Consider the following 17,867-nt stretch of genomic DNA (forward strand, 5'->3'; position numbering starts at 1 on the left):
TAAACAGAGATTGGACTCGTTCTAAAAGACAGCATCGAATGCTGCGCAATCCGCGGTCTCGCTCACAGCGTCAATCACTGCTCGGCGGCTTCATCAGCGAAAACAATTCGTCGACCGTTTTCTGCGCAACGGCGCGCACGCGATCGGTGCTGTCCATGCCGGCGATGTTGACGCCATTCACGACAGCCTTGATCTCGTCTCGGAAGTCGGTGAGGAAGCGCAAGGGATCACGCTGCTCGTTGGCCACACGCGCGATCAATCCAGTGATCAGAATCTGACACGCGATCAGCTTGCCGTTCAGTTCGTCCATCCTGCGCTCCATTGGTGGCGGCGCCGATATGGACGATGCCGAAATTCCTGACAACCGAAACGGCGTCGGCACGATTTAGAACCGTTCTCGTGGCCGGCATCGCACAGCGGCGCGGCGCGATGCCGGCCGGCCTTGAGCACACCGTCCGCGGGTGTCGCACAAGACTTGCCCGCCGATCGGCCCCGGCGGAAAATGCAGCACTGCACACTGCTACGCCAGACCGCTGCCCAGACCGTGCAAAGCTTTCCAATTGTTTAGGATTCTCGACGGATAGTGCTGTTTACACTGGAACTTGGCGTGTATTATACAAGCGCGCTGGAACCCTGCTATTGCCCCATAATTCGTAAGCTGAGGGCATACGAGCCGACACGAGACGACATGAAAAAGTCCCGGCCGATCCTCTGGCTTCTGATCATCGCGGCCGTGGCCTCCGCGGGTTATTATGGTTGGCAGAAGCGCGGTGCTGAAGCCGGAAAGGCCCAGACCGCCCAAAAAGGCCCACCCCGCCCCGCCGCCGTCCCGGTGAGCGTTTCGCCGGTCCAGAAGGCCGACTTCCCGGTCTACCTGACCGGTCTCGGCACAGTTCAGGGTTTCAACACCGTACAGGTCCGGACCCGCGTGGACGGCCAGATCGACAAGCTCGCCTTCAAGGAGGGCCAGATCGTCCAGCAGGGCGAGCTTCTGGTCTCGATCGACCCCCGCCCGTATCAAGCCGCGCTCGACCAAGCCAAGGCCAAGAAGGCGCAGGACGAGGCGAACCTTGCCAACGCCAATCTCGAGCTTCAGCGCGCCATGAAGCTGGGCGAATTCGCAACCGCACAGCGGGTCGATACCCAGCGTTCGACCGTCGCCCAGCTCACCGCCCAGATTGCCGCCGACGAAGCCGCGATCGCCAACGCCCAGACCCAGCTCGACTACACGCAGATCAAGGCGCCGATCACCGGCGTCGCCGGCCTGCGCCAGGTCGACATCGGCAACATCGTCAATGCCTCGACGCAGACGGGCATCGTCACGATTTCGCAGGTCGAGCCGATCGCCGTGATCTTCACGGCACCGGAAGACCAGCTTCCTTACATCAGCGAAGGCCAGAAGTCCGACGCGCTCAAGGTGATCGCTTTCACCACCGACGGCAAGAAGACGCTGGCCGAGGGCAAGCTTGCGGTCATCAACAATCAGGTCGACACGACGAGCGGGACAATCCGGCTCAAAGCCGTGTTCGACAACAAGGACCATACGCTGTGGCCGGGCCAATCGGTCTCGACGCGGCTTCTGGTGCGGACGCTGAAGGACGCGACCGTGGTTCCGGATGATGCGATCCAGCATTCCACCAACGGCCTCTATGCCTATACCGTCAATCAGGACAACAAGGCCGAGGTGCACAAGATCAAGGTCAGCTATGCCATCGATGGTCGTTCGGTCATCGAAGAAGGACTGACGCCCGGACAGCAGGTGATCACCGGCGGCCAGTTCAAGGTGCAACCCGGAAGCCTCGTCTCGACGACGGTGGCGAGCTCGAACCCGGCCCAGAACAAGGTGCGACAGGAATGACCGAGGGCGGGATTTCGGCACCTTTCATCCGGTATCCCATCGGCACCTCGCTGCTGATGGCCGGCATCCTCTTTGTCGGTCTCGTCGCCTACCCCCTGCTTCCGGTCGCACCGCTGCCGCAGGTCGACTTCCCGACCATCCAGATCACCGCCAATCTGCCGGGCGGCAGCCCCGAGACGATGGCTTCGTCGGTGGCCCAGCCGCTCGAGCGCCAGTTCGCCCAGATTCCCGGCATCGCGCAGATGACCTCGACGAGTTATCTTGGCACCGCGTCGATCACCATTCAGTTCGACCTCAACCGCAGCATCGACGGGGCCGCCAACGACGTGCAGGGCGCCATCAACGCCGCCAGCGGTCAGTTGCCGAAGAACCTGCCTTCGCCGCCGACCTACCGCAAGGTCAACCCGGCCGACGCGCCGATCCTGTTGCTCTCGGCGACATCGGAGACGCTGCCTCTGACCAGCGTCAGCGACGCGGTCGACGCCCAGCTCGCGCAGCAGATCAGTCAGCTGTCGGGCGTCGCGCAGGTTTTCATCGGCGGCCAGCAGAAACCTTCCATCCGCATCCAGGTCGATCCGGCGAAGCTGGTCGCCAAGGGCCTGTCGATGGAGGACATCCGCAGCCAGATCGCGATCACCACGGTCGACAGTCCCAAGGGCAACATCGACGGCGAGAAGCGCGCCTACACGATTTACGCCAACGACCAGCTCACGCACGCGAAGGACTGGAACGACGTCATCATCGCCTATCGCAACGGCGCCCCGTTGCGAATCCGCGACATTGGCCAGGCAGTCAGCGCCGCCGAAGACGCCAAGCAGGCGGCCTGGGCGAACGGCAAGCGCGGCGTGTTCCTGGTGATCTTCAAGCAGCCCGGCGCCAACGTCATCGAGACCGTCGACAGGATCAAGGCGACTCTGCCTCGCCTCGTGGCGGCGATCCCGCCCGCGATCAAGATCGAGCTCATCAGCGACCGCACGACGACCATCCGCGCGGCGGTCGAGGACGTCCAGTTCACGCTGCTGCTGACCATTGCCCTCGTGGTCATGGTGATTTTCATCTTCCTGCGCAGCTTCTGGGCCACCGTCATTCCGACTGTCACGGTTCCGCTGGCGCTATTGGGCGCGTGCGCGCTGATGTGGGTCGTCGGCTATTCGCTCGACAATCTGTCGCTGATGGCGCTCACCATCGCGGTCGGATTCGTGGTCGACGATGCCATCGTGATGCTCGAGAACATCACGCGCTATATCGAGGAAGGCGAATTGCCGATGGCGGCCGCCTTCCGCGGTTCCAAGGAGATCGGCTTCACCATCGTGTCGATCAGCATCTCGCTGGTTGCAGTGCTGATCCCGCTGCTCCTGATGGGCGGCATCATCGGGCGCCTGTTCCGCGAATTCGCAGTCGTGCTGGCGATGACCATCTTCGTCTCGATGTTCGTGTCGCTGACCTTGACACCGATGATGGCCTCGCGCTTCCTGCGCGCCCACGGCGAGGTGCAGCACGGCCGCTTCTATCAATGGAGCGAGCGCGCCTTCGACGCGATGTTGCGCGGCTATGAATATATACTGGACCATGCCCTCGCCTGGCGGCGCACCACCCTCACGATCTTCTTCGCCACGCTCGCCCTGTCGATCTACCTGTTCGTCCTAATCCCGAAGGGCTTCTTCCCGCAGCAGGACGTCGGCCTGATCACCGCGACCTCGGAAGCCTCACAGGACATTTCGTTCAAGGAGATGCAGCGCCGCCAGGTCGAGCTTGGCAAGATCGTGATGGAGGACCCAGACGTCGCCACGATCGCGATGAACATCGGCGGCAGCGGCCGCGCCGGCAACAACGGCAACATGTTCATCACGCTTAAGCCGCGCAACGAGCGCGAGGCCTCCGCGCAGCAGATCATCGCGCGGCTGCGTCCCAAGCTCGAGAAGGTATCCGGCGCCCGCCTCTACATGCAGGCGGCCCAGGACGTGCGGCTCGGCGGGCGGCCGACGCGCACGCAGTTCGAATTCACGCTGCAGGACGCCAATCTGGACGAGCTCAACGAATGGGCGCCCAAGATCCTCGCCAAGATGCAGACGCTGCCGGAGCTGCGTGACGTCGCGACCGACCAGCAGACCCAGGGCACCACCGTCCAGCTCAGGATCAACCGCGACACCGCCGCACGGTACGGCATCCAGCCGCAGCTGATCGACGACACGCTGTATGACGCGTTCGGACAGCGGCAGGTCACGCAGTATTTCACCCAGCTCAACACCTACAAGGTGATCCTGGAGATCCTGCCGGAGATGCAGGGCAACCTCGACAGCCTCAACAAGCTTTATCTGAAATCGCCTTTGACGGGCGATCAGGTCCCGCTGTCGACGTTCGCGACCTGGACCACCGATCCGGTCCGCCCGCTCTCGATCAGCCACCAGGGCCAATTCCCGGCAATCACGCTCAGCTTCAACTTGGCGCAGGGCGTCGCGCTCGGCCAGGCGACCGAGGCCGTTCAGAAGGCGATGGCCGATCTCGGCGCGCCGCCGACGCTCAACTCGAGCTTCCAGGGCACCGCGCAGGCGTTCCAGCAGTCGCTCGGCACCGTTCCGCTGCTGATCCTCGCCGCGCTCGTCGTGGTCTACCTGATCCTCGGCATCCTCTACGAGAGCTACATCCATCCTATCACGATTCTGTCGACACTGCCCTCGGCCGGCGTCGGCGCGCTGGCGATCCTGATGGCGGCCGGCTTCGACTTTAGCCTCATTGCCTTGATCGGCATCATCCTCCTGATCGGCATCGTGAAGAAGAACGGCATCATGATGGTCGACTTTGCGATCGCCGCCGAACGCGACGAGCACAAGACGCCGGAGGAATCGATCCGCCAGGCCGCGCTGCTGCGCTTCCGCCCCATCATGATGACGACGATGGCCGCGCTGCTCGGCGGCGTGCCCTTGATGCTCGGTCACGGCACCGGCGCCGAGATCCGCCAGCCGCTCGGCTATGCCATGGTCGGCGGCCTGATCGTCAGCCAGGCGCTGACGCTGTTCACCACGCCCGTCGTCTATCTCTATCTCGACAAGCTCAACAACTGGTTCTCCACCTGGGGCCGTTCGGATGACGAAGGCCACGAGACGTCCGAGCGCGGCACGGTCAAGCAAGCCGCCGAGTGAGCTTGCGCCGCACCTTCCGCGACGCTACAGCGAGGCCCCGGTTCACGCCAACGCGGTTTCGCCATGCTCATGCAATCCAGACTTGCCGCCTTCGCCGCTGCTGTCCTGCTGCCCTTGGGCGCCGCGCATGCCCAGCAGGCGGCCAAGAAGAGCGCCCCTGCCCCGGCGGCACAGCCTGCGCCAACACCGACGCAGCAGGCACAGGCGGACGGCGCGCCCGGGCAGCCTGGTTGGATCGTGCGCTGCACCAGCGCCAGCCGCGATGCCGCGCTCGAATGCGCGATGGAGCAGAACGCGGTGCTGACCAAGACCGGCCAGACCGTCGTCCTGATCAACATCCGCGTCGCGCCCGACACCCGCACGCCGATTGCACTGTTGCAATTGCCGCTCGGCCTCAACCTTCCCGTCGGCGCCAAGCTTCAGGTCGACGAGGGCAAGACCTTCGATCTCCAGATCCAGACCTGCGAGAGCCGCGGCTGCTACGCCTCGACCCCGGTCGCGGCGGACCTGCTCGCGGCCTTGCGGTCCGGCAAGCAGTTGAAGGTCTCCTTCCAGAACATGGCCAATGAGACGATCGCGATCCCGATGCCGCTCGGCGATTTCGCCGCAGCCTACGACAAGATCAAGTAAAGGCTGCTCTCGTTTCCCGCTGGCGTGCACGCATCCCTCACCTCGTCATTGCGCGAAGCAATCCAGCAATGTTTCCGCGGAGGCAGTCTGGATTGCTTCGCTGCGCTCGCAATGACAGCGGATGCAGCGACGCCCCTCCCTCTCACTGCCGCGCCATCTGCGCGTTGCCGACCGCATGGCCGTCGAGCTTTTGGTCGTCGTGCATGGTCACGGTGACGCGGAGCAGCCGTCCCTCGAACTCGAACGGCGCTTGGTAGTGCGACACGGGGCTGCCGCGGTCGCGGCCGATGTCGAGGCCGGACCACGAGATCAGCGTGTGGAAACCGAGCTGGGTTTGCAGCGAGCCTGCCGGCTCGCCGTCGATCAGCAGCGTGTATTCGCTGACGCCGGTGCGCGCGCCCTTCGCCGGCGGCTCCTTGCGCACGAGACGATTCACATGAACGCCGAGCCGCCGCGCGCCCGACGGCACCTTGCGATCCGACCGGACGATCTGATGACCGCCGCCGACATTGAGATCGTGCACGAGATGGCCGTCGCTGACATAGAGGCTGTAGCCCGAGGTCGCATCGCCGTGCGCGATCAGCACGCCGTCGGCGCCCGCCTCGTCGGTCTCCACATGCGCCTCGATCGTGTAGCTGCGGCTGCGCACGTCGGGCGCGACGTCGGTCGGCACGTGGCCCATGCCGGCATGGAAGACGAAACGGTGGCGCGCACCGTGGAAGCGCGCGGCATTCTCCGCAAAGCGCGGCCCAAAGCGGTCGTCGAGGGGCAGCACGTTGTGCTTCTCGGCCTCTTCCCACCAGGTCGCGATCATCCGTTCGAGGCGCTCCGGCTCCGCTGCCGCAAGGTCGTGGGTCTCGGAGAAATCCGCGTCGAGATGGAACAGCTCCCATTTGTCGTTCTCGAACGGCGTACCCGACGGATGAAACGCGACCGCCTTCCACCCCGCCTGCCACAGACCGCGATGCCCGAACATCTCGAAATATTGCGGCGAGCTCCTTGACGGGGCGGATGCATCCAGGATCGAACGCGCAAAGCTCTCGCCTTCGAGCGGCATTTGCGGGCAGCCCGCGATTGTCGCGGGCGCCTCGATGCCGATTAGCTCCAGCAATGTCGGGGTGAGATCGCAGGCGTGGACGAACTGGTGGCGCAGCTCGCCCTTGGCTGCGATCTTGTTCGGCCAGCTGATGACGAAGGGATCGCGGATGCCGCCACCATGGGTGTTCTGCTTGTAGCGGCGCAACGGCGTGTTCGACGCCATCGCCCAGCCATGCGGGAAATTGCTGTGGGTGTCCGGCCCGCCGATATCGTCGATGCGGGCGAGCTTCTCCGCGATCGGCTCCGGCTTGAAATTGAATGGTCCCATCGCGTTGACGAAGCCGAGCGGCCCGCCCTCCTGGCTCGCGCCGTTGTCGGACATCACGATGATCACGGTGTTGTCGCGGATGCCGGCCGTGTCGAGGAATGCGACCAGCCGCGCCAGATGGCGGTCGGAATGGTCGAGCATGCCGGCGAAGGCCGCCTGCAGGCGCGTGAAGACGCGGCGCTCGTCGGCCGAATGCTCCTCCCAGGCCTTCACGCCATCATTGCGCGCGGGCATCCGCGTGCTCTCAGGCACCAGCCCCATCGCCTTCTGGCGCGCCAGACGCTGCTCCCGCTCGACGTCCCAGCCATGCGCAAAGGCGGCGTGATAGCTCCTGATGATGTCGGCCGGCGCCTGATGCGGCGCGTGGCAGGCGCCGAGCGCGACCCAGGTCAGCCAGGGCATTTCGGGACGATCGGCGAGGTGATCGCCGATGAAGCGGATCGACCGGTCGATCAGGTCTTCGGTCAGGTGATAGCCGTCCGCATAAGTGCCGGGCGGATCGATATGCGTGTTGTCGGAGACGAGCTCCGGCGCGTACTGGTCGGTCTCGGCGTCGAGAAAGCCGTAGAAGCGATCAAAACCGCGCCCGAGCGGCCAGCCGTCGAACGGGCCGGTGGCGCCACTCTCGGTCAGCGGCGTGACGTGCCATTTGCCGACCATGTAGTTGCGATAGCCGTGCGCGCGCAACATCTCGGCCAGCGTCCCCGCCTCACGCGCGATCTTGCCACGATAGCCGGGATAGCCGGAATCGAAATTGGCCAGGCACCCGACCCCGACGGAATGATGGTTGCGCCCCGTAAGCAGCGCCGCGCGCGTGGTCGAGCACATCGCCGTGGTGTGGAAGCCGCTGTAGCGCAGGCCCTCCGCAGCGAGCCTGTCGATGGTCGGCGTGTGGATCGCCGAGCCGTAGCAGCCGAAATCGGAGAAGCCGACATCGTCGAACAGCACGACGAGGACGTTCGGCGCGCCCGCAGGCGGCTTCACGGCGTCCGGCCACCAGGGTTTTGAGTCCGCAACCGTCTTGCCGACGGTGCCGCGAAACGGCGTGCCGCTACCTGTGCTCATCTGTTCCTCCCTGCCGGATCGCGTTTCATTGTCTCGGCGCCCACGGTTGACCCGCGGTTCGCATCGCCCTAAATTATAATCAGAATTATGATTATGATTTTTGGCGGATGCAAGGACGGATGCGCTCACGGCCGGGACTGACGGAGCTACGCGATTTCGACCTGCCGGGTGTGGCTCCGTCGCGGCAGAAGCGCAGCCGGGAAACGACGCTGGCGCTGCTGCGCGCCGGCGCCGCGATGCTGAGGACACGCAGCCTTGCGGAGCTCTCGATCGAGGCGCTGTGCGCCGAAGTCGGCGCCACCGTGGGCGCCTTCTACAGCCGCTTCGAGAACAAGGAGACCTATTTCAACGCGCTGATGGTGCTGGCCACCCGCGACGGCGAGCAACGGCTCAGCGCGATCCAGCCGCTGTCGCGCGAGGCCGGCCTCGACGAACTCTGCCAGGTCGTCGTCAGCGGCATCATCGTCTGGATGCGCAGCCACGAGGGCGTGCTGCGTGCCGCGCTCCAGCACGACGACACGCGTCCGGACAAATGGACGCCGTTCAAGGCGCTCGCCCGGGCAACCACCGCGCGCGTCACCCCTCTCCTGCTGCCGGCCATGGGCAAGGGCCGCAAACCGGCAAAGACTCGCGCCATCGCCTTCGGCTTCCAGGTTGTGCTCGGCACGCTGGTGAACGCGATCCTCAACGATCCCGGGCCGCTATCGCTGTCGTCGAAGGAAATGGAGACGCGGCTCGCCGGCTGCCTGTTGCTGCTGCTGCAGGCGGAGGTGGGGGACGCGACGCGGAGTTAAAGCGTTTTCGAGCGAAGTGGACACCGGTTCTCGTAAAGAAAACGCGTCAAAACAAGAATCTAGAGCTTCGGTTCTGATTCAATCAGAACCGAAAATGCTCTAGGCTCTGCCCGGGCGTCAGCCAACGATATCGCTCGCCCGCAGCAGCGTCGTGAAGCCGCCATAGATCATGCGCTTGGCGTCGAACGGCATGCCTTCCATCTTCAGCCGCGGGTCCTCCATCACCTTCTTGTTGACGGCATCGCGGCTCGCCCGATCGCGGTAGACGATCCAGGCGAACACCACGACCTCGTCCTCCTTCGCCATCACCGCGCGCGGAAACGAGGTCAGCTCTCCATAGGGAACGTCGTCGGCGATGCATTCGACATAATCGAGCGCACCATGCTCCATCCAGAGCGCGCAGGCGGTCTTCGCCACCGTCTTGTAGGCCCCGATATTGTCCTTGGGCACGGCCAGAACGAAACCATCGACATAGGGCATCACGGGATCTCCTTGGGTTGTACGGCCCAAGGACGATGAAGAGCGCGGCGATCCGACGGCGAGATGCGATTTTCAGGATGAGGCAAACCGTCGCGAGCGGCGGCGCGACCAATCGACCACACGTCCCTGGCGAGCGGCGTATGGGGAGGTCGGATCCTGTGAAAAACGAGCTGGAACTGGCTGGGGAACCTGGATTCGAACCAAGACAAACAGAGTCAGAGTCTGTTGTGCTACCGTTACACCATTCCCCACCGAAGTGCTTGAAGTCCTTAAGCTTTCTTCGGAAGCTTTGCAAGCATTGCCGAAAGCTCAGCAAATCAGCGGCTCGCAGGCCGGTCATATAGCCGCCTCGGCGTTCGCGGTCTAGTCTTTCGTGAGGGGGAGGTCCACGTGCCTGCTAATGGTCACGTCGGATTACGCTGTGCCCCATTTCTGCAGCACGCAGATCAGGACAGGCCACGGAAGCCAAGCGACTCAGTCGCAGCAAAACCATCCGCGCCGACGCCGATTCGAGGCGCCACCGAGACCACTCTGTGCAGCCTCGGCGAGCGACGCTCGCCCTACCCGGAGGCGCCGGCGGACAGCCGTTCGGCATAGTCGATGGCCTCGATCAGGCTGTGCTCGTTGGCGATGCCCTTGCCCGCGATGTCGAAGGCGGTGCCGTGATCGACCGAGGTGCGGATGATCGGCAGGCCCAGCGTGATGTTGACGCCCGAGAGCTCCTGCCAGCGGCCGGTCGCAGGGTCGACCTGGAAGCCGAGCAGCTTGACCGGAATGTGTCCCTGATCGTGATACATCGCCACCGCAGCGTCGTACTGGCCGGCGCGGAGCTTGACGAAGATGGTGTCGCCCGGCACCGGGCCCACGACATCGAGGCCATCGGCAACCGCCTTGGCGATCGTCGGTGCGGACACGTCGATATCCTGCCGGCCGAACAGGCCGCCCTCGCCCGCATGCGGATTGAGCGCGGCAATCGCGATCTTCGGCCTGGCAATGCCGAGCCGGCGCAGCGCGTCGTTGGTGAGGTCGATCACCATGCGCAGGCGCTCCGGCGTCAGGCGCTTCGGCACATCCTCCAGCGCCACATGGGTCGAGACGTGGCTGACGCGCATGTTGCCATGGGCGAGCAGCATCACCGAGCCGCGCACGCCGGTGAGATGCGCCAGCATCTCGGTATGACCAGGAAAATGATAGCCGGCCTTGTTGAGCGCTTCCTTGTTGAGCGGCGCGGTGACGATCGCGGCGGTCCGGCCGGCCTGGGTCAAGCGCACGCCCTGCTCGATCGCCTTGTAGGCAAAGCGGCCGCCATCGGCGCTGAGCACGCCAGGCTTGATCGGGTCGCCTTCGGCGTCGGCCTGCAGGTAGCAGAGGTTGGGCCAGTCAGGACTGTCGGCTGTCACCTCCGGGATCGCAATATCGGCGCCGAGCGCGGCCCTGGCACCCTCGAGCGCCGTGCCGCTGCCGATGATCAGCAGGCGCAAATCGCCCTTCGCGATCCGCTCCTTCAACCCGACGCAAGCTTTGACGATGATCTCCGGCCCGATCCCGGCGGGATCGCCCATGGTTATGGCAAGATGACGAGAGGTCATGTCGGACTCTCCATTTTGAGCAAATGATTGTCCCGGAGCAGGTCGCGCCACAGCTCGCTGTTGCCGAACGCTCCGGACTTCGAAACGACCTCCACGCCGGCCCAGCGCCCGCCCTGCAGGATCGAGCGCGGCAATCCCGGCACGATGCGTCCCGTCACCTGGAGCGCGTGCGCGCCAAGGGCGACACAGGCGGCCTTCAAGGTCTCGCCGCCGGCGACGATCAGGGTGCCGGGCGGATCGAGCGCCGCGATCAATGCCGCCATTTCGCGCGCAATCCGCCGCGTCGCTTCGGGGCGTGACAGACCTTCAGCGAGAGAGAATTTGACCATCGCCACGCGGTCATCGCTCAGCTTGCGCTGAGTGCGCGATGCGCCCTCACCTTCCGCCAGCGCGATCGTCGCTTCGCCGCAGGCCGCCAGCTGCGAGGCGGCAGCGGGCTGGTCGGAGCCGAACAGCCCCAGCACCGGCACCTTCAATTGGCTCGGCGCATCGGCACGGTGGTTGCGCGCCAGCGCGCCGGCGAGACCGCCGCTGCCACACCACAGCACGGGCCCCGGCATGCGCCGCCCCATTTCGATGACGCGATCGAGGTCGAGGTCGCTCTCGGCATCGAACACCTGGACGCCGCCTTGCGCGACCGTGTCGGGCGCGCCCTGTCGTGCCTCGATGCCATCTTGCCTCAATTGATCAAGCAAATTACCGCCGACGCTTTGCCAATCGCCATGCATCGAGCGCGCGAATTGTTGGCCGCCCATGGTGCGGCGTCCCTGATAATTGAACGCGGGCGCGACCACGCAAGAAGCCCAATGGCCGCTGCGCAGGCACGCGCCGAGCTCGGCCGCCCACGCGCCGCGAAGGAGGCTATCGACCTTCTTGTAGGCGATGGTGCCGCCCTGAAGGTGCGGCACCAGTCGTTCAACGATCTCGACGCTCTCGGCTTTCGATCGCTCGCGGGTGCCGCTGTCGATTGCAAGGCTGCCGGACCCTCGCGGCGCGTGCGCTTCCGGCCAGATGACATCGAACGGTCCGCACAGGCCGACGAACTCCGCCGCAGTGTCGAGCGCACCGGTGAGGTCGTCGGCCAATAGGCGGATGCTCGTCATCGTCATGGTGCTCCCGCGCGGAAACTCTTGCCCGGGATGGCGGCAAGCCCGGCAAGCACATCTTGGAAGCAGTCGGACATTGGCGCGCCCTGTCGTCCGTACCAGAGCTAGGGGGAGGCGGTGAATGCCGCGGCATTGGCGAGCAGCACTTTCAGCTGGTCAGGCTGCAGAGACTCCAGCGGCGGACGCAGACGCTGCCATCCGGCATGCTTGGTACGATCGGCCGCCAGCGCCTTCAGCGACGCCATCTGTGGAAATTGCGAGACCAGCTCGCGCGCCTTCACGATCCGCGCCTGCGCCGCCTTGAGCGCCGGATCGTCATCGCTGTCACCGAAGTGCCTGAAGACATAGGCCAGACTGCGCGCAACGATGTTGGAGGTCGCGGTGATGCAGCCCGCCCCGCCCTTTCGCAGCAGCGGCAGCATCAACGGATCGGCGCCGCCGAGAACCGCGAATCCAGGGAAGCGCTCCACCATCGCTGTCATGTTGGCGAAGTCGCCGGACGAATCCTTGATGCCGGTGAACGTCGCCGGATAGGCCTTGCGCAGCCGCTCGATCAGCCCATGCGAGATCGGCTGCGCCGACATCTGCGGGTAGTGATAGAGAACGATTTTCAGCCGCGTATCACCAATGCGCTGCACCACTTCACTGTAGGAGGCGAAGATGCCGTCATCGCTGACATTCTTGTAGTAGAACGGCGGCAACATCACCACGGTGTCGACGCCGACCGAGAGCGCGTGACGCGTCAGCGCGACGGTCTCGGTGAGTGCGGCCACTCCTGTGCCCGGCAGAAGCCGCTGCGGCGCGATGCCCGCAGCCACGACGGCTTCGAGCAGCCCGATGCGCTCCGCGACGGAAAAGGAATTCGCCTCGCCCGTGGTGCCCAGCATCGCGATGCCGTCGCAGCCTTCGTCCAGGAGATAGCGGCAATGCTCCACGAAACGCGCGTGATCAGGCGCGAGTTCGGCATCGAGCGGCGTCAGCGCGGCGGAGAACACGCCGTGAGGGTGGAGTGATGATGTCGACAAAACTTCCTCCGATGGCCGCGACGATGTTGTTCGGAATGCGAACAATCGTTATTTGCTGACACTGCCGTAAAATCAGCCGGTCCCAGCGTCAAGGGCAATGGCTGTCATGGCCGGGCATTCGGACGTCGCCGAGGTCGAAAGGAGGGCACCGCCGCGACTAGATCACGATATGATCGAAGTCGGCGGCGATCCGGGTGTTCGGAAAGATCGTCGACGCCTCGGCCAGAATCTCGTCATCCTCGTACCGTCCCGACATATGGGTCAACATGAGCTGGCGGACGTTGTTTGCGGCAGCGAAGGCGGCCGCTTCCGCGGCGGTGAGATGGCCGTAGTCCCGCGCGGTCGCGGCGTCGCGGTCGAGGAAGGTCGCCTCGATAACCAGCATATCGGCGTCGGCAACGTAAGGCGACAGCCCCTCGGTCGTCTCGGTGTCGCCGATCACCACGAGCTTCCTGCCGCCGCTCGGCGGCCCCAGGACGTCCTCCGGATCAATCCTTCGATCGGCGATCGCGACCGGCCGCCCTGCAGCCAATTCGCCACGCACAGGACCATCCGGCACACCAAGAGCCGCGAGGCGCTCGGGCCGAAGACGGCGACGTGCAGGGCTCTGGAACACGAAACCGAAACTATCGGTGTCGCGGTGACGGACCGGAAAGCAGGCGATGGTGAAGTCACCGGCGTCGACGACCTCTCCTTCGCTCAGGGCTGCAAACTCGACCGCGATCGGCGCCCTGCCCGTACCCCACAGGCCGGCGAGCATTCGGATGACGATGTCGAGCGTGCCCGGCCCGCCGTGAACGGTCATCACCTCGGCGCTCTGCCGCAATCCCAGCGTTGAAAACAGTCCGGGAATGCCAAGCACGTGATCGAGATGAGCGTGCGTCAGGAGCACGCGATCGAGCCGCCGAAAGCCCGAACCGCTCCTCAGCAGCTGGCGCTGTGTGCCCTCGCCGCAATCGACCAGGACGCGCTTGCCCGCGGCCTCCACGAGAAGGGCCGGATGATTGCGTTCCGCGGAGGGAATGCTTGCCGAAGTGCCGAGAAATGTCAGGGCGAACATGATCGTCGCTGTCCAGCGGCCGCCCCTTTCCGCGACAGCGCGGTGGACGGTGTCACCGTCCCCAATGCCACGCGAGCAGCAGCGCGTACAGACCCATCGAGACGGCATAGAGCACAGCAAGAAGTGCGTAGCCTGCGATTTGGCGACCGATCGCCGCTTTCGGCGTGATCCACCAGTCGAGCGCCTTGAAGGCGGCGGGCACCAGCCACCAGCCGAGCAGCTGGGTGCTGACGAGATTGCCGACGAACAGCGACAGCCAGACCGGGACGCCGTGACTGTCGATGAGCGGCCGGCTGATGAAGGTGCCCCAGAGATAGACCACCGGGTAAAGCACGAGCAGAACGATCAGGTTGCTCTTCCAGATGAAGTCCCGCCCTTGTTCTGGCGCCTGCGTCTTGCCCGCTGGGAACCAGAAATTGAAGCCGTAGCTTGCCCGCTTCACATTCATGCCGGCGTTGAAGCGCTCGCCTTCCTTCAGCAGCATTTGCCGCACGGGCGAGTCCAGCCATGCATTAAGGTTGGCATCAGAATCGAACGACAGGATGATGATCCATTCCTCATGCAGGCCCGGAATAGGCCGCTCGATCTTGTGGCGCAGAAATCCCTTGAACTCCGCCTCGGCGGCCTGGATACGTTGCTGCCATTTCAGGAACGCATCCTCGAGCCCGTCGGGAACCCTGAAAGAGATGACGGCAGAGACGGCGCTGTCGCTCTGAACGCCGGTGTCGGGCAGGATATGCACATCTTCCGAACCGACGAAGAAACGCTGCACCTCTCCGATCAGCTTCGCCCGCACCTCGCTTTGAAGCCAGGCGCGCGCGGCGGCCGGACTGGCAAAACGCAGGATCGTCACCCAATCGACATGGGCCGGCGGCTGCGGCGGCACCACTTCCTGCCCCAGGAATCCGGGCCACGCCTTGAGCACCTCGCCGACCTCGCCATTCCAGCGCGCGAACGCGGCAAAGCCGTCATCGGCGATGCGGCGCTGGATGACGAGGGCGACCGGCTGACCGGCGGTGTCTGGCGATGCGCTCATGAGCTGCCGTCCGCTCAGCTCTTCTTGTAGAGACGCTTGCCCATCACCCAGGTCTCGTCGACGCAGCGATCGTCGCCGACCATCATGACCGCGAACAGCATGCTCGCCGCCTCGTCCATGTTGCGCGGGCCGGCGCCGTCGGCGATCAGCGATTGATGCCACGCTTGCGCTATCTGCCCGCCATTTGGGTCGAGCGCGACGAAATCGGCCTCCTTGCCGGGCTCGAAATTGCCGAGCTTTTCGTCGATGTAGAGGCCTTCGGCACCGCCGAGCGTGATCGACCAGAAGCCGCGATAGGGCGAGAGCTTGTTGCGCTCGGCTTCCGCGAGGTCCTTACGAGCGGGATCGATGCTGCCGTCGAGCAGCGTGTTGTTGCACATGCCGACCTTGTAGGCGTCGTCGAGCACGGAAATCATCGAGAAGCGGTTGCCGCCGCCGACGTCGGTGCCGAAGGACATCTTGACGCGATGCTCGGGATCCGTGGCGCGGCCGAGGCGGAACAGGCCGCTGCCGAGGAACAGGTTCGAGCAGGGGCAGAACACCACCGCGGCGCCCTTCTTCGACATGCGGCGGAATTCGTTGTTGGAGAGATAGACGCCGTGGCCTCCGGAGAATTTCGGACCGACCAGGTCGAACTTCTCGTAGACGCCGAGATAGTCCTGGCAGTCCGGGTGCTCGACCAGCACGCCGCTGCATTCGGCCGGGTTCTCGGAGATGTGGGTGTTGACCCAGCAGTCCGGATGCTCGTGCTTGAGGCGCTGGCACGCTTTCAGAAGTTCCGGCGAGGCACCGAAGGCGAAGCGCGGCGTGATGGCGTAGAGATTGCGGCCCTTGTTGTGATACTGCGCGATCAGCCGCTTGCTGTCGCGATAGAAGTTCTCGGGGGTATCGATGAAATCGGCCGGCGCATTACGATCGATGCCGGTGAGGCCCGCGATCACGCGCATGTTGCGGCGGGCCGCTTCCTCGAACAGTTCTTCGGTCGAGACCGGCGAGGAACTGGTAAAGGCCTGGCACGTGGTGGTGCCGGACGCCAGCAGCGCGTCGAGGAAACGCTTCACGCCCTCGCGCGCATAATTGCGATCCCGGTATTTGAGCTCTTCCGGATAGACCCACTTCTGCAGCCACGGCAGGAGCTGCTCGCCATAGGCACCGAGAACGCGGGTCTGCGGCAGATGGATGTGGCCGTCGATGAAGCCAGGGACGATGATGCGGTCCTTGATGTGGGTGACCTGCACGCCCGGATGCGCGGCGGCGATCTTGTCATGGGGACCGAACGCCTTGATCACGCCGTCCGTGACGACCATGAGGCCGTCCTGGTGAAAGCGCGCAGCGGCCTGCTCGTTGCCGATGTGCTGCCAGGGATCGTCGACGAAATCGAAGAACGTGCCGCGAATACCGACAGTGGTCATGATTTGGTTCCTTCCTTAGGATTGTGTGGCGTGGCGCGCCGAGGGCAGCGAGACCGCGAGCAGCGTCCCGGCAATGGCGCAGAGGCCGAGATAGAGCCATCCGATCGGCGCCTGCGTCGCTTCGGGCAGCACCGCCGCGATCGCCATGGCGCCGCTGACGGCGAGATAGCAGAGCGCGCTGATCAGGCCGCCGATCAGGCCGTGGTCGCGCTCGAACAGGCCGAGCGCCATGCCGTACATCATCGGGCACAGCACGCCGCAGCCGCCGAGCACCAGCGCACCGCCGATCGTGATCGAGGCAAGATCGAGTCCGATGATCATGCCTGTTACGGTCAGGGCCGCCGAGCCGGCGAGAAACAGCGCGAAGGCGCCGAAGCCCAGCATGCGGGCCGGCATGAAGCGCGCGAAATGCGCGCAGCCGAGCTCGCCGGCCAGATTGACGCCGCCAAGGCCGAGCGCGACAAGGCCGTAGATTGCCGCCGAGTAACCGAGGCCGGTCTGGTAGAAGAACGGCGCTACGACGCCAAACGCCAGCTGCGAGCTCGCGGCCGCAGCGAACACCAGCACGAAAGCGAGGAAGCCCGGGCGGACCAGCGCCTCGCGCAAGATCCCCGCCGTGCGGCGCGGATCAAACGGCGCGCGCCGCTCGGCCGGCAATGTTTCGGGCAGAAGAAAAACCACGATCGCGGCGACGAGGGCCGCGGCGATGGCAATGATGACGAAGACGCCGCGCCAGGACGTCAGCTCGACGATGAAGCCGCCGGCTGCCGGCGCAAGCACCGGCGCAAGTCCCCAGGCGGCACCTAACAGGCCGGAGATCGCGGTGAGCTCACGACCGCGAAAGCAGTCGGCCGCTACGGCATAGGCGACGACGAGGCAGGTGCAGCCGCCGATGCCTTGCAGGAAGCGCAAGCCAAGCAGCAACGATGCGCTGGTGCCGAGCGCACAGGCGATGCTCATCGCGATCAGCACCGACAGCCCCGCGAGCAGCACCTTGCGGCGGCCGAGCGTATCGGAGGCAATACCGACAGGCACCAGCGCCAGGGACATGCCGAGCATGTAGGCGGTGACGGTGTTCTGCATCGACGCCGCGTCAGCGGCGAGATCCACCACCATCTGCGGCAGGCCGGGCGTGTAGGCGTCGAGCGGAACCTGGCTGAACGGCACGACGCATAACAGGATCGGCACGATCCCACCCCTCGCGCGACCGGCGTCCGAAGCAACTGCAGTCATGGCTCACGCCCCCTCGATGCCCGCGGGTCCCTTCTTTTCGTGCGCGCAATGAGAGGCGACGATGCAGGTTGCG

14 protein-coding genes and 1 tRNA gene are annotated in these 17,867 nt (G+C 64.9%); 4 read left to right on the top strand and 11 right to left on the bottom strand.

Annotated elements, in window-relative coordinates:
• Positions 1 to 70: 70 nt before the first annotated feature.
• Entirely contained in the window at positions 71 to 310 is a 240-nt protein-coding gene (locus P6U31_RS22110) for a hypothetical protein (protein ID WP_027571757.1), read from the bottom strand.
• A gap of 378 nt (positions 311 to 688) precedes the next feature.
• On the opposite strand from P6U31_RS22110, the gene P6U31_RS22115 reads away from it, so the two are divergent.
• From P6U31_RS22115 to P6U31_RS22125, 3 genes are all read left to right on the top strand, one after another.
• Entirely contained in the window at positions 689 to 1,858 is a 1,170-nt protein-coding gene (locus tag P6U31_RS22115) for an efflux RND transporter periplasmic adaptor subunit (RefSeq protein WP_407183832.1), read from the top strand.
• Complete coding sequence (locus tag P6U31_RS22120; protein WP_407183833.1) at positions 1,855 to 4,998, top strand: multidrug efflux RND transporter permease subunit; 3,144 nt, start codon at positions 1,855 to 1,857, stop codon at positions 4,996 to 4,998. The genes P6U31_RS22115 and P6U31_RS22120 overlap by 4 nt, the downstream gene beginning before the upstream one ends.
• Before the next feature lie 63 nt (positions 4,999 to 5,061).
• Positions 5,062 to 5,628, top strand: a complete 567-nt coding sequence (locus P6U31_RS22125) for an invasion associated locus B family protein (RefSeq protein ID WP_407183834.1) — start codon at positions 5,062 to 5,064, stop codon at positions 5,626 to 5,628.
• A gap of 142 nt (positions 5,629 to 5,770) precedes the next feature.
• Here P6U31_RS22125 and P6U31_RS22130 read toward each other — a convergent pair whose 3' ends face one another.
• Positions 5,771 to 8,059, bottom strand: a complete 2,289-nt coding sequence (locus tag P6U31_RS22130) for a sulfatase-like hydrolase/transferase (RefSeq protein WP_407183835.1) — start codon at positions 8,057 to 8,059, stop codon at positions 5,771 to 5,773.
• 119 nt (positions 8,060 to 8,178) lie between these two features.
• Between P6U31_RS22130 and P6U31_RS22135 the strand changes: the two genes are divergently transcribed.
• A complete protein-coding gene (locus P6U31_RS22135; RefSeq protein ID WP_407183836.1) occupies positions 8,179 to 8,853 on the top strand; it encodes a TetR/AcrR family transcriptional regulator in 675 nt (224 codons plus the stop codon).
• A gap of 117 nt (positions 8,854 to 8,970) precedes the next feature.
• On the opposite strand, the gene P6U31_RS22140 is transcribed toward P6U31_RS22135, so the two are convergent.
• The 9 genes from P6U31_RS22140 to P6U31_RS22180 all read right to left on the bottom strand — a co-directional run bounded on the left by P6U31_RS22140 (position 8,971) and on the right by P6U31_RS22180 (position 17,794).
• The gene (locus P6U31_RS22140) at positions 8,971 to 9,333 is read right to left on the bottom strand and encodes a DUF1428 domain-containing protein (RefSeq protein WP_407183837.1); all 363 of its coding nucleotides are present in this window, start codon (positions 9,331 to 9,333) and stop codon (positions 8,971 to 8,973) included.
• A 177-nt stretch (positions 9,334 to 9,510) separates the two neighbouring features.
• Positions 9,511 to 9,584, bottom strand: a tRNA-Gln gene (locus P6U31_RS22145).
• Positions 9,585 to 9,893: 309 nt separating this feature from the next.
• Positions 9,894 to 10,922, bottom strand: coding sequence for a 4-hydroxythreonine-4-phosphate dehydrogenase PdxA (pdxA, locus tag P6U31_RS22150; RefSeq protein WP_407183839.1), 1,029 nt, complete (start codon positions 10,920 to 10,922; stop codon positions 9,894 to 9,896).
• A complete protein-coding gene (locus tag P6U31_RS22155; protein WP_407189914.1) occupies positions 10,919 to 12,025 on the bottom strand; it encodes a four-carbon acid sugar kinase family protein in 1,107 nt (368 codons plus the stop codon). The genes pdxA and P6U31_RS22155 overlap by 4 nt, the downstream gene beginning before the upstream one ends.
• A gap of 107 nt (positions 12,026 to 12,132) precedes the next feature.
• Positions 12,133 to 13,053: a dihydrodipicolinate synthase family protein gene (locus P6U31_RS22160; RefSeq protein WP_407183840.1), complete on the bottom strand. Its 921-nt coding sequence runs from the start codon at positions 13,051 to 13,053 to the stop codon at positions 12,133 to 12,135.
• 157 nt (positions 13,054 to 13,210) lie between these two features.
• Positions 13,211 to 14,113 (bottom strand): ribonuclease Z, encoded by a 903-nt coding sequence (rnz, locus tag P6U31_RS22165; RefSeq protein ID WP_407183841.1) that lies wholly within the window; start codon positions 14,111 to 14,113, stop codon positions 13,211 to 13,213.
• 52 nt (positions 14,114 to 14,165) lie between these two features.
• Positions 14,166 to 15,149, bottom strand: coding sequence for an antibiotic biosynthesis monooxygenase (locus P6U31_RS22170; RefSeq protein WP_407183842.1), 984 nt, complete (start codon positions 15,147 to 15,149; stop codon positions 14,166 to 14,168).
• 14 nt (positions 15,150 to 15,163) lie between these two features.
• On the bottom strand, positions 15,164 to 16,561 hold the full coding sequence (gene guaD, locus P6U31_RS22175; RefSeq protein WP_407183844.1) for a guanine deaminase: 1,398 nt from the start codon (positions 16,559 to 16,561) through the stop codon (positions 15,164 to 15,166).
• A gap of 15 nt (positions 16,562 to 16,576) precedes the next feature.
• Positions 16,577 to 17,794, bottom strand: a complete 1,218-nt coding sequence (locus tag P6U31_RS22180; RefSeq protein WP_407183846.1) for a multidrug effflux MFS transporter — start codon at positions 17,792 to 17,794, stop codon at positions 16,577 to 16,579.
• Positions 17,795 to 17,867: the final 73 nt, after the last annotated feature.

The organism is Bradyrhizobium centrosematis (assembly GCF_045571495.1).
GTDB lineage: Bacteria > Pseudomonadota > Alphaproteobacteria > Rhizobiales > Xanthobacteraceae > Bradyrhizobium > Bradyrhizobium centrosematis.

Coding starts and splice junctions, on each gene's coding strand:
- P6U31_RS22130 (WP_407183835.1), bottom strand. CDS start 8,059: ATGAGCACAGGTAGCGGCACGCCGTTTCGCGGCACCGTCGGCAAGACG.
- P6U31_RS22155 (WP_407189914.1), bottom strand. CDS start 12,025: ATGACGAGCATCCGCCTATTGGCCGACGACCTCACCGGTGCGCTCGAC.
- P6U31_RS22120 (WP_407183833.1), top strand. CDS start 1,855: ATGACCGAGGGCGGGATTTCGGCACCTTTCATCCGGTATCCCATCGGC.
- P6U31_RS22110 (WP_027571757.1), bottom strand. CDS start 310: ATGGACGAACTGAACGGCAAGCTGATCGCGTGTCAGATTCTGATCACT.
- P6U31_RS22170 (WP_407183842.1), bottom strand. CDS start 15,149: ATGAGCGCATCGCCAGACACCGCCGGTCAGCCGGTCGCCCTCGTCATC.
- rnz (WP_407183841.1), bottom strand. CDS start 14,113: ATGTTCGCCCTGACATTTCTCGGCACTTCGGCAAGCATTCCCTCCGCG.
- P6U31_RS22115 (WP_407183832.1), top strand. CDS start 689: ATGAAAAAGTCCCGGCCGATCCTCTGGCTTCTGATCATCGCGGCCGTG.
- P6U31_RS22140 (WP_407183837.1), bottom strand. CDS start 9,333: ATGCCCTATGTCGATGGTTTCGTTCTGGCCGTGCCCAAGGACAATATC.
- P6U31_RS22125 (WP_407183834.1), top strand. CDS start 5,062: ATGCTCATGCAATCCAGACTTGCCGCCTTCGCCGCTGCTGTCCTGCTG.
- pdxA (WP_407183839.1), bottom strand. CDS start 10,922: ATGACCTCTCGTCATCTTGCCATAACCATGGGCGATCCCGCCGGGATC.
- guaD (WP_407183844.1), bottom strand. CDS start 16,561: ATGACCACTGTCGGTATTCGCGGCACGTTCTTCGATTTCGTCGACGAT.
- P6U31_RS22180 (WP_407183846.1), bottom strand. CDS start 17,794: ATGACTGCAGTTGCTTCGGACGCCGGTCGCGCGAGGGGTGGGATCGTG.
- P6U31_RS22135 (WP_407183836.1), top strand. CDS start 8,179: ATGCGCTCACGGCCGGGACTGACGGAGCTACGCGATTTCGACCTGCCG.